The 14,294-nt window shown below is 69.9% G+C and carries 10 protein-coding genes; 6 read left to right on the top strand and 4 right to left on the bottom strand.

The window, feature by feature from the left end:
• Window positions 1-160 precede the first annotated feature (160 nt).
• Window positions 161-1,747, top strand: a complete 1,587-nt coding sequence (locus ACFYY2_RS10165) for an MFS transporter (protein ID WP_388739703.1) — start codon at window positions 161-163, stop codon at window positions 1,745-1,747.
• Window positions 1,748-1,942: 195 nt separating this feature from the next.
• On the opposite strand, the gene ACFYY2_RS10170 is transcribed toward ACFYY2_RS10165, so the two are convergent.
• Window positions 1,943-2,503, bottom strand: a complete 561-nt coding sequence (locus ACFYY2_RS10170) for a TetR/AcrR family transcriptional regulator (RefSeq protein WP_388739705.1) — start codon at window positions 2,501-2,503, stop codon at window positions 1,943-1,945.
• 112 nt (window positions 2,504-2,615) lie between these two features.
• Here ACFYY2_RS10170 and ACFYY2_RS10175 point away from each other — a divergent pair, with 112 nt between their 5' ends.
• Together ACFYY2_RS10175 and ACFYY2_RS10180 are read left to right on the top strand one after the other, a co-directional pair.
• Window positions 2,616-3,305 (top strand): SDR family oxidoreductase, encoded by a 690-nt coding sequence (locus ACFYY2_RS10175; RefSeq protein WP_388739708.1) that lies wholly within the window; start codon window positions 2,616-2,618, stop codon window positions 3,303-3,305.
• A 356-nt stretch (window positions 3,306-3,661) separates the two neighbouring features.
• Window positions 3,662-4,288: a YceI family protein gene (locus ACFYY2_RS10180; RefSeq protein WP_388739710.1), complete on the top strand. Its 627-nt coding sequence runs from the start codon at window positions 3,662-3,664 to the stop codon at window positions 4,286-4,288.
• Between the two features lie 445 nt (window positions 4,289-4,733).
• Here the strand turns inward: ACFYY2_RS10180 and ACFYY2_RS10185 are convergent, their stop codons facing one another.
• On the bottom strand, window positions 4,734-5,402 hold the full coding sequence (locus ACFYY2_RS10185; protein WP_388739712.1) for an SGNH/GDSL hydrolase family protein: 669 nt from the start codon (window positions 5,400-5,402) through the stop codon (window positions 4,734-4,736).
• A 421-nt stretch (window positions 5,403-5,823) separates the two neighbouring features.
• Here ACFYY2_RS10185 and ACFYY2_RS10190 point away from each other — a divergent pair, with 421 nt between their 5' ends.
• Both ACFYY2_RS10190 and ACFYY2_RS10195 read left to right on the top strand, forming a co-directional pair.
• Entirely contained in the window at window positions 5,824-7,017 is a 1,194-nt protein-coding gene (locus ACFYY2_RS10190; RefSeq protein ID WP_388739714.1) for an MFS transporter, read from the top strand.
• 294 nt (window positions 7,018-7,311) lie between these two features.
• Entirely contained in the window at window positions 7,312-10,773 is a 3,462-nt protein-coding gene (locus ACFYY2_RS10195; protein ID WP_388739717.1) for a phosphodiester glycosidase family protein, read from the top strand.
• A 58-nt stretch (window positions 10,774-10,831) separates the two neighbouring features.
• Here the strand turns inward: ACFYY2_RS10195 and ACFYY2_RS10200 are convergent, their stop codons facing one another.
• Window positions 10,832-12,034 (bottom strand): glycosyltransferase, encoded by a 1,203-nt coding sequence (locus ACFYY2_RS10200; RefSeq protein WP_388739720.1) that lies wholly within the window; start codon window positions 12,032-12,034, stop codon window positions 10,832-10,834.
• A gap of 535 nt (window positions 12,035-12,569) precedes the next feature.
• Here ACFYY2_RS10200 and ACFYY2_RS10205 point away from each other — a divergent pair.
• The gene (locus ACFYY2_RS10205; RefSeq protein ID WP_388739722.1) at window positions 12,570-13,274 is read left to right on the top strand and encodes an NTP transferase domain-containing protein; all 705 of its coding nucleotides are present in this window, start codon (window positions 12,570-12,572) and stop codon (window positions 13,272-13,274) included.
• Between the two features lie 121 nt (window positions 13,275-13,395).
• On the opposite strand, the gene ACFYY2_RS10210 is transcribed toward ACFYY2_RS10205, so the two are convergent.
• On the bottom strand, window positions 13,396-14,268 hold the full coding sequence (locus tag ACFYY2_RS10210; RefSeq protein ID WP_388739725.1) for a TauD/TfdA dioxygenase family protein: 873 nt from the start codon (window positions 14,266-14,268) through the stop codon (window positions 13,396-13,398).
• Window positions 14,269-14,294 lie beyond the last annotated feature (26 nt).

Below are 14,294 nucleotides of genomic sequence, written 5' to 3' on the forward strand. Positions count from 1 at the left end.
GTGATGCCCGGACGAGACAGGGCGAGGTGCCCGGCGTGCCATCGCGCCGACCGACGCACGGATACGCGAACCGGTCCGATTCGTGATGTTCTGTCCTGAGTGTTGCGCGGATGCGGCGCGGCGGCACAGGTCAACCGGTCCCCTGCGAAGGAAGACGTCGATGAGCGAACCGTCGATCCCCCACCCGCCCGGCGGGACGCAGAGCGGCAGACCGGGCGACCCGCGGACCGGAACCTTCGAATCCGAGGCGGACGAACCCGATCCGCACCGCTGGTGGGCGCTGGCCGTCATCGCGACGGCGCAGCTGATGGTGGTGCTCGACGCGACGATCGTCAACATCGCCCTCCCCTCCGCACAGCGCGCTCTGGGCATCAGTAACGGGAACCGACAGTGGGTGATCACCGCGTACACCCTGGCATTCGGCGGTCTCCTGCTGCTGGGCGGAAGGGTCGCCGACCTCGTGGGCCGCAGGCGTACGTTCATCATCGGGCTCATCGGCTTCGCCGGCGCCTCGGCGATCGGCGGTGCGTCCGGTGGGCAGGAGATGCTCTACCTCTCCCGTGCTCTCCAGGGAGTGTTCGCCGCGCTCCTGGCACCCTCCGCGCTCTCCCTGCTCACCACGACCTTCCCCGCCGGCAAGGAACGCGCCCAGGCCTTCGGCATCTTCAGCGCCATCGCGGGCGGCGGCTCGGCCATCGGGCTGCTCCTCGGTGGCATCCTCACCGAATGGCTCAGTTGGCGGTGGTGTCTGTACGTGAACGTGCCCATCGCCGTCCTCACCGTCATCGGCGCACTGACGCTGCTCAGGGACCGCAGGGGAACCACGGGCGCGCATCTCGACATCCTGGGCGCGTTCCTCGGAAGCGGGGGCCTCGTCGCGATCGTGTACGGATTCAGCCGGGCCGAGGCGCTGGGATGGACTTCCACGGAGGTCCTCACCGTGTTGAGCATCGGCGTCGCGCTGCTCGTCACGTTCGCCTGGTGGCAGACGAAGTCGTCCGGCCCACTGCTGCCCCTGCGGATCGTCCGGGACCGCAACCGCGGCGGCTCGATGATCGTGATGGCGATGACGACGATCGGCCTGTTCGGGGCGTTCCTCTTCCTCACCTACTTCCTGCAGAACATCCTCGGGTACTCACCGCTCAGTGCCGGTCTGGCGTTCCTGCCGCTGTCCGCCGGGATCATCATCGGCTCCACCCAGATCTCCGCCCGGCTGCTCCCGCTGGTGGCGCCACGCCTGCTGCTGGTGCCCGGTCTGCTGCTGAGCGCCGGCGGCATGTTCTCGCTGACGTTCCTCGACATCGACTCCACGTACGCCGGGCACATTCTGCCGGGCACCATCCTGCTGGGCTTCGGGCTCGGACTGACCTTCCTGCCCATCATCTCGACGGCCACGAGCGGGGTTCCGGCGAAGGACTCCGGCGTCACGTCGGCCACCGTCAACACCGCCCAGCAGGTGGGCGGTTCCATCGGCACCTCTCTCCTGAACACGATCGCGACCACGGTGACGGCCGCGTATCTGACCAGTCACCTCGCCGCAGCGGCCCGCGAGGGCGGCCTGACCCCGGCCGAGCGGACGACGATCGTGAACACCGGCACCGTCCACGGCTTCACGGTGGCCATCGCCTGGGCTGCGATCATTCTTCTCGCCGCCGCACTCCTCGGTGCGGTCATGATCAACGGCAAGTCGCCCAGAGCCCGCGCGGCGGAGGAGGAGCCCGCACTTCGAGGCATGCCGGGGGCGTAGCGGAACGGTCCGTCGCACCGCGGGTGCGGAGCGCCGCGCGGCGATCGCCCGATCCCGGCCGGGCGATCGCGCGATTCCCCGCGTCCGGCTGGACGGGCTGGACAGGGGAGGGCGGCGGATGAACCGGCCCCGTGCGGCGAGTATCCCGGCGGGCGGGAATCCGTGCACACCGCTGTACGGGGTGGGGAGGAGCCGTCAGCCTGCGTCGGTCAGTGCTCTGCGCGCGGCGGTGAGGATGTCCTCTGACAGCGGCGAGCCCTCAGTCGCCCGGGCCAGGACGAGCGCGCCGAACATCGTGCACAGCCGGGCGATGCCGTCCTGGTCATCAGTGGCGAGCTGCTCGGCGAACGCCCCCACCCCCTCGGTGAAGACGCGGCCCGCCTCGCGGTCCTCGGGTTCGCGGGCCATGTCGATCGCGAGAGCGGCGACGGGGCACCCCTCCGCCGGATTGTCGCGGTGCTCGACGGAGAGGTAGTTGTCGATCAAGGCCCGCTGTGCGGCGTCACGCTTACCGGCCTGCTGCTCCACCGTGTCCTGCTGGATCCGGGTGAACTCGTTGAAGGCGTGGGCGGTGGCCTCGTTGATCAGTGCTTCCTTCGAGACGAACTGCTTGTAGAAACCGCCGTGGGTCAGGCCGGACGCCTTCATGAGGTCGGCGACGCTGACCTGGGTCCCGTGCTCCCGGAACAGCCGTGAGGCGGTTTCCACGACTCGTCGACGGTTCTCCTCGGCCTGCGCCTGCGATACGCGGCCCATGAGCCACCTCCGTTCGGATGTCGATTGGCATCTATCGTAGACCAGTGTTTAGATTGTGAATGTAATCTAATTTCCCGGGCGGACGGATCGGTCCGCAGGACAAGGAACCGACATGGAACTCAAGAACGCAGTCGTCGTCGTCACCGGTGCCAACCGCGGCCTCGGGCGCCACCTGGCCGCCCAGCTCGTGGAGCGCGGCGCGAAGGTGTACGGGACGGCCCGCCGCCCCGAGACGATCGATGTCCCTGGCGTCATCCCCCTGCGAGTGGACGTCACGGACGAGCGATCCGTTCAGGCGGCGGCCCGCGCCGCGGCCGACGCGACGTTGTTGATCAACAATGCCGGCATGTCCACCGGTGCCTCGCTGGCTGCGGGTGACCTGGATGCCGTCCGGCTGGAGATGGAGACGAACTTCTTCGGCCCGCTCGCCGCGACCAGGGCTTTCGCCCCCGTCATCGAGGGCAACGGCGGAGGCGCCGTGCTCAATGTCCTGTCGGTGCTGTCCTGGCTGCACCCCGCAGCCCTCGGGTCCTACGCCGCGACCAAGGCGGCGGCATGGGCGCTGACCAACGCGACCCGGCAGGAGCTGGAGCCCCGTGGCATCGCCGTCTCGGCGTTGCACGTCGCCTACATGGACACCGACATGGCCGCAGACGTGCCCGCCGACCGGAAGACCGACCCCGCGGGTGTGGCCAGGCAGGCTCTGGACGGCATCGAAGCAGGCCTGTCCGAGATCTTGGCGGACGAGACGACCCGCGCCGTCAAGGGGAACCTGTCCGCGTCGCTGAATGCGACTGCCTGACACATATCGGCCCCGCCCTCGCGCTGGTCACCCCGGGTGGCAGCCGGGATTCGAGGTGGGTGGACGGCCCCGCTCTACAGGGTGCGCCCTTCTCGCACCGCTGCGCCGACCCCGTCCTGCCGGCGGGGTCGGCGTCGCGCCGGGCCTCGGGGAGGCGCGGTGTGGACGCCGAAGGGGGTGATGCGAGGGCTCGTGGGCCGTTGTGTCGGTTCTCGGTCGGGGGGTGGGTGGTGGTGTCCGTGTGGGAGGGGTGGGGTGACGGCTGTCACATGTTGTGTGGGTGTTTGGGGGGAATGGCGGGGAGGGGTGGAAGGTTGACAGGTAAACCAAATGCAATCCCTCTGAAGGAGTTCGTCATGGGTCTGTTCAACCGTAAGAGCGCTGCCACCTCGACCGCTGCGCCTGCCGCTCCTGCGGCTGTGGCGGTGTCGTCGGGTGAGAGTCTGTCGCATCTGTCGGGTGACTGGGTGATCGATTCGACGCACAGCGAGATCGGGTTCTCGTTGAAGTATGCGAAGGTCACGACGATGCGTGGGCGTTTCACGGAGTATGACGGGCGGCTGCACCTGGATGCTGCGACGCCGTCGGCGTCGACTGCGGAGGTCGTGATCAAGATTGCGAGCATCGACACGGCGCTGGCGGGTCGGGACGAGCATCTTCTGAACGGTGACTTCTTCGCGGTGGAGGAGTTCCCGGAGATGACGTTCCGCAGCACGGGTGCGGAGCAGGTCGATGAGGACACGTTCCGGATGAACGGTGATCTGACGATCAAGGGTGTGAGCCGTCCGGTGGCGCTGGATCTGACGCTGAACGGTGAGGTCGTGGACCCGATGGGCACGGTTCGTGTCGGGTTCGAGGGTTCCGCGACGATCAACCGCAGTGACTGGGGTCTGACGTACAACGCTGCTCTGGAGGGTGGCGGTGTCCTGATCAGTGACAAGGTGAAGCTGACCTTCGACATCTCCGCGGTCCGTCCGGCCTGAACCGGCCGCCGTCCGGCCTGAACCGGCCGCCGTCCGGCCTGAACCGGCCGCCGTCCGGCCTGAGCCGGCCGCCGTATCCATCGGCCCGGAGACCACAGCCGGGCCGTGCTCCCCGAGGGTGGTGGCACCCACCACCACCCCAGGAAACCGCCGCTACCCGCTGCCCAGCAGAGGACCTACCCGGCTCGGGCGGCGGGAACTGCTTGCGAGAGTTGCCGGATCGTTCAGACGTCGTGTCAGAACCGGCGATCTGTGACGATCCATGGCGTGCGCCGACAGTGACGGGGTTCCACGAATAGAGCCACCCCGTGACCGGCTCCGCCTGAGGGCGGCTCTACGCCCTCCTCCATTCCTCAGCGACATCGCGACTGCGCCGGTGCGGAGCTCCACATGTGAGGGACCGCCCGCCGACTCCCGCCTCGCCCGAGGCACTGCGGCCGAGCTGTCACGCGACCAGGCGCAGCCAGGCCGCCGCGAGCGCGGCGTGACCAGCCGGCGTCGGGTGCACGCCGTCCGCAGCCCAGTACTCCGGCCCGGTCGTCGCGGCGAGTTCGGCGAACATGTCGTCGGCGGCGAGCAGATGCGCGCCGTACGTGCGGGCGAGCTTGCGCACGACCTGGATCTTCGGGTCCAGGTCGGTGCGCCACTGCTTTCGCTCGTCGTCTCCGATGAGCGCGTAACCGGCGCCGGCCTCGACGACACCGTGGATCGGCAGAAGGAACGGCTCGATGAGGATCAGTTGCGTGCCCGCCTCGGCGAGGGGTGCGAGCAGGCGGTCATAGCCCGCTTCGAACTCCTCCGCGGGAATCACGCGCCCCTTCGGGTCCAGCGTCTGCCAACCCATGTCGTTGACACCGACGAGGATCGACACCACGTCCGGGCGTGCGTCCAGTACGTCTGTCTGCCAGCGGGCTTCGAGGTCCATCACCCTGTGGCCCCCGATCCCGGTGTTCAGCCAGGTCACGGGCCGGTCCGGGTGCTTGAGTCCCCATTCTCCCGCGACGCGCAGCGGGTAACCGAACCCGAGGCCGTCCTCGCTCTCCAGTCGTTGGCAGTCGGTGATCGAATCGCCGGTGAACATCACGGTGCTTCCCGGTCGGACGGTGATGGTCATGTGCGCTCCTTGAACTCGGCTGAGGAAGATGACCTGTCGAAAAGTGCCAGTCCCCACCGACATCGGACCTGCAGTCCCCCGACATGGCGCCGACACCGCGGCACCCCGTGATGCGACCTTGCGGGCACCCGGCTCCACCGACCGGTACACGAACCACGGAGCGTCACAGATCACCGGTGACGGCGGGCGCCTGTGCCTGCTCGACCGACTCCCCGAATCGACCGAGTCCACGAACTGCCCCCGATGCCGCTGGCGTTGACCGGTCGCGTTGCCGTCGGCCTCACGCCGCTCACAGCAAGCCGGGCCGCGCCGGACGAGGACGCGTGGCAGGATGCAGCCCCGGGACCGGAGTTGCGGCGGTGCGCTTCGGCTACCGTGCGGGTGGGCCGGTGCAAGCACGACGCTATGCGGGGAAACAACTTTGAACGTCGGTGTGCAGCGCGGCGCGATCGCCACCGTGCAGGTGCTGGGTCTCGCCGTGTGGTTCTCGATGTCGGCTGTCGTGCCGAGTCTGCGGAACGAATGGGGGCTCACTTCCGGCGGCGCCGTATGGCTGACCGCCTCCGTGCAGTTCGGGTTCGTCGCGGGGGCACTCACGTCGACCCTCCTGAACCTGGCGGACCGGATTCCGGCTCCACGTCTGCTGTCCGCCTGCGCCGCCGCGGCAGCCGCCTGCACCGTCGTGCTGGCCGCAGCCGTCCACGGTCTCGCGCTCGCCGTCCCGCTCCGCTTCCTGACCGGAGTCTTCCTGGCCGGGGTCTACCCCGTGGGCATGAAGCTCATGGCCTCCTGGGCCGGACGCTCGGGCCGCGGGCTCACCATGGGCATCCTGATCGCCGCGCTCACTCTCGGCTCCACCCTTCCCCACCTCATCGCCGGGGTGGGTTCGCTGCCGTGGCGCGGTGTCCTGCTCGCTGCGGCGGCAGCCGGTCTGCTGGGCTCCGCGATCTGCCTCCTCCTCGTCCGGCCCGGTCCCCACGTGGCGCCTGCAACCACCATCCGCAACGCCCGGTACGCGCTGACGATGTTCACCGAGCGCGGGCCGCGCCTGACGAACCTCGGCTACTTCGGGCACATGTGGGAGCTGTACGCCCTGTGGACCTGGATCCCCTCGTTCCTCCTGGCCACCGGGACCGCCGAGGAACTGCCCGGCTCGGTCGAGATCGCGGTGTTCCTCACCATGGGCATCGGCGGAGTGATCGGCTGTCTGCTCGGCGGCTGGGGCGCCGACCGGTACGGCCGCCCGCCCGCAGCCTTGGTCGCGCTCCTGGTCAGCGGTGGGTGCTGTCTGCTCTCCCCGTTCCTCTTCCACTCCTCGCCGGTGGTCCTCCTGGCCTTCTGCACGGTCTGGGGCGCCGCGGTGATCGCTGACTCAGGGGTCTTCTCGACGACCCTCAGCGAAGTCGCGGATCAGCGTTACGTGGGAACCGCGCTCACCGCCCAGACGGCGATCGGGTTCGCCCTCACCGTCGTCACCATCCAGCTCACCCCCCTCCTGGCCGAAGCCCTCGACTGGCAGTACGCCTTCCTCCTGCTCGCGCCCGGTCCTCTCGCCGGTGCCCTCGCGATGCGCGCTCTGCGCAGCGGCGTCGCGTCCACCGCACCATCGCCGTGAACGAAGCAGTTCCTGTGTCGCTGTCGCTGTCGCTGTCGCTGTCGCTGTCGCTGTCGCGTTTCCTGTAGCCCGCTCGTGTCACCGCGTTCCGATCCGGCGCGGCCCGGTGCAGGCCGACTTCGACGTCCCGGGCATGCGGCGGCCCGTACAGCATGGACAGCCTCCACGTGCTGGATGTCAGGGAATGTTCATGTCGTGCCTCCCCGGTGACCATGCGAGGCGCGGCGCGGGGACATGAACCGCACATTCACTGGGAGTGACCTGTCCACAACCAGTTTCAAAGGAAGTCACCCTGTGCCTTTCCCTCTTGACCCCGGCCTTCGCCGAGCGCGACCGGCGGTGCGGCGCAGCGCCGTCGTCCTCGCCCTGGCGACCTCGCTCAGCATCGGCGCGGGAATGATGACGACCGCTCAGGCGCTCAGCCCCGATCTGCCGAGGCCGGTTCCCGCGCCCGTGCCCGAGCGGGGCCACGGCCTGATACCCAGCACGCCCGGCCAGTCGATCGTGACCGACGAGACCCGCACCCCCGTCGCCCCCGGCCTCGACCTCACCCGGTTCGACCGCTTCGGCTCCGGGGGATGGGTCCGGGGGCAGGTGCTGGTCGCCGACCTCGGCGAGAGCCGCCTCCGGGTGGACCACATCTCCTCCGGTACGGTCACCGGCAAGTCCCAGGTGACCGAACAGGCCGCCAGGACCGGGGCGATCGCCGCGGTCAACGGCGACTACTTCGACATGAACGACACCGAGGCTCCCATCGGGGCGGCTGTGTCCCGCAAGGGCGGCCTGGTCAACTCGGCGACCGAGGGCCGTACCCAGTCCGTCGCCATCGGGGCGGACGGGCTCGGCAGACTGGCCCAGGTGTTCCTCGAGGGAGAGGTCACAGTCCCGGGAGCCGAGCCACTGAAGCTCTCCGGCGTCAACTCCCCGCAACTCACGGCCGGTGGGCTCGGCCTGTTCACCGACGCGTGGGGTCCGGCCCCGCGCACCAAGCCGGTGGCCGGTGCGGATCGCGTCACCGAAGTCAGGCTGCGCGGCGGCAGGGTCACCGAGGTGCGCCCCTCGGCCGGCGCGGATCCGGTCCCGGCGGGAACCAGCGTGCTGCTCGGCCGCGAGGCCGGTGCCGACACCCTGGCTCGCCTGCGGGTGGGTGACGCCGTGTCCGTCGCGTACCGGCCGAGAGCCGACTTCGGGAAGGTGGCCGTCGCGGTCGGCGGCGGACAGGTGCTGGTCGACAACGGCACCGTCCGGCGCTTCACCGAGGGCGATACGGTCACGGCGACGTCCCGCACGGCCGTCGGCTTCTCCGCGGACGGCCGGACGATGTACCTGGTCGCCATCGACGGCAAGCAGACCGACAGCCGGGGCATGGACCTCAACGAACTCGGCGACCTCATGAAGGGCCTCGGTGCCGCCAACGCCCTGAACATGGACGGCGGCGGTTCGACCACGATGGCCGCCCGGCTTCCAGGCGAAACCGCCACGGGCCTGATAAGCAGCCCGTCGGACGGTTCGGAGCGCCAGGTCGCCAACGGCCTCGGCCTGTTCGCCGCTCCCGGCTCCGGCACGGTCCGCGGCTTCCGAGTCCGGCCCGCACTCACGGCAGACGGCTCCGACAAGCTGTTCCCCCACCTGCACCGCACCGTACGCGCGCTCGCCCACGACGAGACGTACGCTCCGCTGCCGGTGGGCCGAGTGAGGTGGAAGGACTCCGGAAAGGTGTCGATCACGCCTTCCGGGGGCGGAACCGCCCTGGTCACCGGACGGCGTCCAGGCGTCACCCGCGTGGAGGCATCCGGCGACCACGGAGCTGCGGGAGGGACCGCCCTGACCGTACTCGCCCCCGCCGTGCGCATCGCGCCGAGCAGGAGCGTGGTCGCCCTCGACGGCATCCAGGACACCGCCCCGCTCACCATCACCGGATACGACGCCCTCGGGGACTCCGCCCCGATCGACGCCTCCGACGTCAAGATCACCGGTGGCGACGGTGTGGTGTCCCTGCAACCCTCCGGCGACGCGACCTTCACCCTGCGAGGCCTCAAGGACGCGGCGTCGACCACCCTGCACCTCACCGTGGGCACGCTGACGACCCAGGTGGCCGTCACGGTGGGCCTGGCCGAGAACACGGTCGCCGACCTCGCCGACGCAGACTCCTGGACATCGGCCGACGACCGCGCCCCCGGCGGATCGGTCGCCCCGGCCCCCGGGCACGACGGCACACCCGGACTGCGCCTGAGCTACGACTTCACCAAGTCGACGGCCACCCGCGGGCAGTACGCGGTGCCGCCGCAGGCGATTCCGCTCCCGGGACAGCCGCAGGCGGTCACGATGTGGATCAACGGCGACGGCAACGGCGCCTGGCCACGCCTGCAGTACCGCACGGCCGCCGGCGTGACCGCCAACCTCGACGGGCCCGTGATCACCTGGACCGGCTGGCGGAAGGTCGAGTTCCCCGTGCCCGTCGGCACTCCCTACCCCCTGACGCTGCAGCGCGTGCGTCTGCTGGAGACCAGCGCCGCCCGCTCCTACACGGGTGAGGTGACCATCAGCGATCTGCGCGTCAAGGTCGCACCCGATGTGGAACTGCCCGCCGGTCCGAAGATCACCGACCCCGTGGTGGTCACCGACGGCACCGTCGACGGGAGGCCCCTGCGGGTCGCGGTGATGTCGGACGCCCAGTTCGTCGCTCGCGACCCGAACAGTCCGCTCGTCGAGGCCGCGCGCCGCACGCTCGCCGAGATAGCCAGGGCCGAGCCCGACATGCTGGTCATCAACGGTGACTTCGTCGACGAAGGATCGCCGGCCGACTTCGCGCTCGCCCGCACTCTGCTCGACGAGTTCGACGGACTGACCGGCGGGAAGGTCCCGTGGCACTACGTTCCGGGCAACCACGAGGCGATGGGCCCCGGGTCCACCGTCAACTTCAGGGCCGCCTTCGGCGACACCACCTCCGTGTTCGACGCCGAGCACACCCGCTTCATCACCCTCGACACCTCCAGCGGCACCCTGCGCGGCGGCGGGTTCGCCCAACTCCAGCTTCTGCACGACCAGTTGGAGGCGGCCCGGAGTGACCGCTCAGTGAGCGGCGTCGTGGTCTTCGAGCACCACCCCACCCAGGACCCGCTGCCGGACAAGGCCAGCCAACTCGGAGACCGCAAGGAAGCGGAACTGGTCGAGAAGTGGCTGGCCGACTTCCGGGTCGAAGCCCACAAGTCCGCTGCCTTCATCAGTGGCCATGTGGGGGCGTTCGCGGCTACCACGGTCGACGGTGTGCCCTATCTCGTGAACGGCAACTCCGGTAAGAATCCGGCCAGTACGCCCGACAACGGAGGCTTCACCGGCTGGACGATGCTGGGCATCGACCCGCGGAAGGGGCGCGTCGACGACCGGTTCGATGTCCCCGCGCGCGACTCCCAGCGGTGGCTCCGGGCCGAGATGCACGCACGTACCGACTCCGTGAACCTGACCGCTCCCGACCGGCTCGCGGCGGGTGACCGGGCTCATGCGGCGGCCACCCTCACTCAGGACGGCACTCGCACGGTTCCGGTCGCCTGGCCGGTCGGGGCGGACTGGTCCGGAATCCGCGCCGAGATCAGCGGTTCGACCCCTGAAGCGGTCACGCCACGGGGAGCTGCGCCCGTTATCTCCTACGAGCCCGCCACCGGCCTGATCACCGCACTGCGTCCGGGCACTGCGGTGCTGCGTGTGACGGTCAACGGCGTCACCGCCCAGAGGACCATCACGGTGCCTCGCCGCTGAAGCGCACGGCGCCGGGTCAGGCGAGACGCGGCGCCGCCGCGGGGGAGGGCCGTGTGTCTCATCGCAGGGCGTCGACCAGCAGGCCGGCGGCCACCGCCGCTCCGTCGGTACGCATCCGGCTTCCCAGAGCCTCCGCCCGCGCCCGGGTCTCCGGTGCCAGGGCCGCCTTGAACGCGACGTCCAGCGATGCGGCAGTGAGAGTCGGGCCGTCCAGTGTCGCACCGAGGTCCAGGTCTGCCACCCGCCCGGCCCAGTACGGATTGTCGGACAGCTGGAGAGGTATCACCACCTGCGGCGCGCCCGCCCGGGCCGCCGTCAACGTCGTACCCGCGCCGCCGTGGTGCACCACGGCGGCCACCCTGGTGAACAGACGCTGGTGGTTGGCCTCGGCGACGGCGAAGCAGTCGTCCCGGTCGCCGTGCGCGGCCAGGTCCGCCCGTCCGGACAGGAGTACGCGGTGTCCCCGCCCACGGATCGCCTCGGTGGCCATGCGGACGACGTCCGCTGACGGACGCATGCTGCCGAACCCCACGTAGACGGGCGGCGCGCCCGCGTCCAGGAAGGCCGTCAGGTCGTCCGGGAGCGGGCGTTCGTCCGGCAGGGTCCACGCACCCGTGTGCACGACGTCGAGGCCCGGCGTGGGCCGCCACGGTCCAAGCACCGGATCGGCCGCCAGCCACGGCCGGCCGGTGAGGACATGGTCGCGGACGTTGTCCACCGGCGGCAGACCGATCGCCGCCCGGTGGCTGTCGAGCGTCTCGCTGAACTGCGCGTTCACATGGCCGGCGTCCAGCTCCCACAGCGTCCCGTTGTCGTGTGCCTCCGGCTCCGGCCAGCCCGGCCGCGGGGGAGGCGCATGATGCGCGGAGGGCAGGTGTACCGCCGCGTAGCTGGCGTACACGTAGCGGATGCCCGCTGCCTCGGCCACGGACCGCGCGCCGATCTGGGCCAGCCCGGCGGCCACCAACGCGTCACAGCCGTCGGCCGCCGCGGGGAGGACGTCGAACTGCGCGGCGACCATCTCGGTTCTGTACCGGGACAGGTCCGCCGCCGACGGCAGACTCGTACCGCGCATCAACTCTCCCACCGGCGGTCCGAGCGGCACGAGTCGCACCCCGATCTCCGCGAGCCGGTCGGCGAACTCCTCGTCCGGCGGGGCACACATCCGCACCTCCGCACCGAGCTCCCGCAGTCGCACCGCGAGTGCCATCAGCGGCTGGACATCGCCACGCGTTCCGTATGTGGACAACAACACCCGCATTGCGCGCCCTCTTTCGCTACGTCATCCCAGGCGTTGGAGGCCCTGCCGGCCCACGTCGTGGGCACGGCGGCCCTCCGACGGTGATGCGTCGGTCGTCACGACTGTGCGGCAGCAGTGTAGGCCGCGTGTGTTGCTGAAGGGCCAGGTGTCGACACACCGTCAGACCGGTGGACCGCCTAGCCGGGTCCGAGTCACTGCGCGGACGAAATCAGCCCGCCGGATTCGGAGTTGTCCGCGTCCGACATGGGTAGGCCGCTCCTGTCCTTGCCCCACCGTGGCGGTGGTGCCCGCATCGCACCCGGGCCAACCCACCCGATCCGCAGTAGGGTTGCACGTCGTCGACGCGTCGGTGCACCTCCGGCGACCTGACGCCGAAGGCCCGGGCGGTCGCCGCAGCGTGTTTCCAGCGGCGGCGGTCTCAGCGACGACGGTGTGTGCCGCGCTGTCTCAGGGGTCGAAAGTGTGGCCTCGGACCGCCGGTGTCCGGCAAGGCGTGCAAGGTTTTCGATCGCCGACACAGACGGAGAACTACCCAATGCCTGGTTCGTCCGTGCCCGTCCCTGATGTTTCGGTCATCCTGCCGTGCGCGGGATTCGGAACACGTTTCGGGGCGCCCTACCCGAAGGAGCTGCACTGTCTGGCTCCCGGGGTCACCATTCTGGACCGCAGCCTGGAAGCAGTGGTCGAGCTCGCGAAGAGCGGCCTTCATGTGCGCCTCGTCGTCGTCTTCGGCACACACAAGCTCGACACGGTGCGCTATCTCACACGCTACTCCGAAACCTTCCAGATGGTCTTCGTCCACCAGGACGACTCGATCGAGCCGGGTCTCGACGGAGCGGTCAGGTCGGCTCTGCCGATGACGCAGGGGCCAGTGGCTCTCGTACTGCCCGACATCGTTCTCACCGGGCCCGACACGGCCGGCAGCCTCGTCGCCGCACTGCGACACACCGAGGTGACGGGGTGGAGCGTGGTGGCGGCCGAGGAGCACGATCCCGGCACGCTGCGGCAGATGGGTGCGCTCGCCCTCTCCGAAGCGGGCGGAGTCATGACGGTGGCTGTGGCCACCGACAAGCCGAGGGATCCTTCGGGCTTCAACGCCTTCTGGGGCATGGTCGCGGTCACCGAGGCCGAGGCGCACCGGCTTCCCGATGTGGTGGGCAGCGGAGTGGCCAGTCCGCTGACCGGGGCGGTCGCTCACATGGTGGAGGGAATCGTCAACCACAACACCCTCGCGGACTGACACCCTCACCGCCGCACCGACGCGGATCGAGCCGCCCCGCTCCCTGAGCGGATACGCGTGCGGCGTCGCGCGGAGCCCGCCGGGTCTCCGTGCGACGCCGCACGCGCGTTCGTTCGTGTCGTCAGCCCTTCACGGGCCCGCCGTTGATGGCCACGCGCCGGCCGTAGCGGGCGTAGGGGTAGTAGTCGTACGTGGCGTGGTGCTGCACGCAGCGGTTGTCCCAGAGCACGAGAGTGCCCGGTGTCCATCGGACGCGGCAGTGCAGGACGGGCGTGCGGGCGATGGTGTCGAAGAGCATCCCGAGCAGGGCCCGGCTCTCCTGGTCGGAGAGCTGGGGGACGCGACTGGTGTACGCCTTGTTGACGTAGAGCAGCTTTCGGTCGGTCTCGGGGTGCCGGGCGACGAGCGGATGCTCGCTCCGGGGGATGACGTAGTCCGCGGGCGGGGTGTAACCCGCCAGTGCGTGGGCGCCGTCGTGTACGGCCGTGAGCTGGTCCAGCAGGGAGCGCATGGCGGGGGAGAGCAGGTCGTAGGCCAGGTGCATGTTGGCGAAGAGGGTGTCTCCACCGCAGCCCGGCTCGGGGATCTCGGTGATGTAGAGCATCGACCCGAGCGACGGTTCGGCGTCGGCGGTGCCGTCGGCGTGCCAGCCGTTCCCCGCCACGTTGGCCGCCGCCGACGTGGTGCGGATCTCCAGGATGTAGGGGTCGCCCTCCTCGGGCGGCGGGTTCACCGGTCGCAGCTCACCGAAGGCGCCGGCGAACCGCTTGTGGTCCTCGACGGTGATCTCCTGATCGCGGAAGACCAGGACGTGGTGATCGCGGAACGCGGTGCGTATCTCGTCCAGTTGCTCCGCGGGCAGCTCCTTCGACAGGTCGACGCCCGAGACCTCCGCGCCCAGCACGGGGGTGATCCGCTCCACCGTGAGCGTGCGGTACGGGTGCACGGGACGTGTGGTCACCGCTTCCAGCGCTTCGCGTTCGTATGACTCCATGGGACATCCTCCAGAGGGGTTCAGAG

The sequence above is a fragment of the Streptomyces sp. NPDC001822 genome (genome assembly GCF_042892135.1).
GTDB lineage: Bacteria > Actinomycetota > Actinomycetes > Streptomycetales > Streptomycetaceae > Streptomyces.

Coding starts and splice junctions, on each gene's coding strand:
- ACFYY2_RS10165 (WP_388739703.1), top strand. CDS start 161: ATGAGCGAACCGTCGATCCCCCACCCGCCCGGCGGGACGCAGAGCGGC.
- ACFYY2_RS10170 (WP_388739705.1), bottom strand. CDS start 2,503: ATGGGCCGCGTATCGCAGGCGCAGGCCGAGGAGAACCGTCGACGAGTC.
- ACFYY2_RS10175 (WP_388739708.1), top strand. CDS start 2,616: ATGGAACTCAAGAACGCAGTCGTCGTCGTCACCGGTGCCAACCGCGGC.
- ACFYY2_RS10180 (WP_388739710.1), top strand. CDS start 3,662: ATGGGTCTGTTCAACCGTAAGAGCGCTGCCACCTCGACCGCTGCGCCT.
- ACFYY2_RS10185 (WP_388739712.1), bottom strand. CDS start 5,402: ATGACCATCACCGTCCGACCGGGAAGCACCGTGATGTTCACCGGCGAT.
- ACFYY2_RS10200 (WP_388739720.1), bottom strand. CDS start 12,034: ATGCGGGTGTTGTTGTCCACATACGGAACGCGTGGCGATGTCCAGCCG.
- ACFYY2_RS10205 (WP_388739722.1), top strand. CDS start 12,570: ATGCCTGGTTCGTCCGTGCCCGTCCCTGATGTTTCGGTCATCCTGCCG.
- ACFYY2_RS10210 (WP_388739725.1), bottom strand. CDS start 14,268: ATGGAGTCATACGAACGCGAAGCGCTGGAAGCGGTGACCACACGTCCC.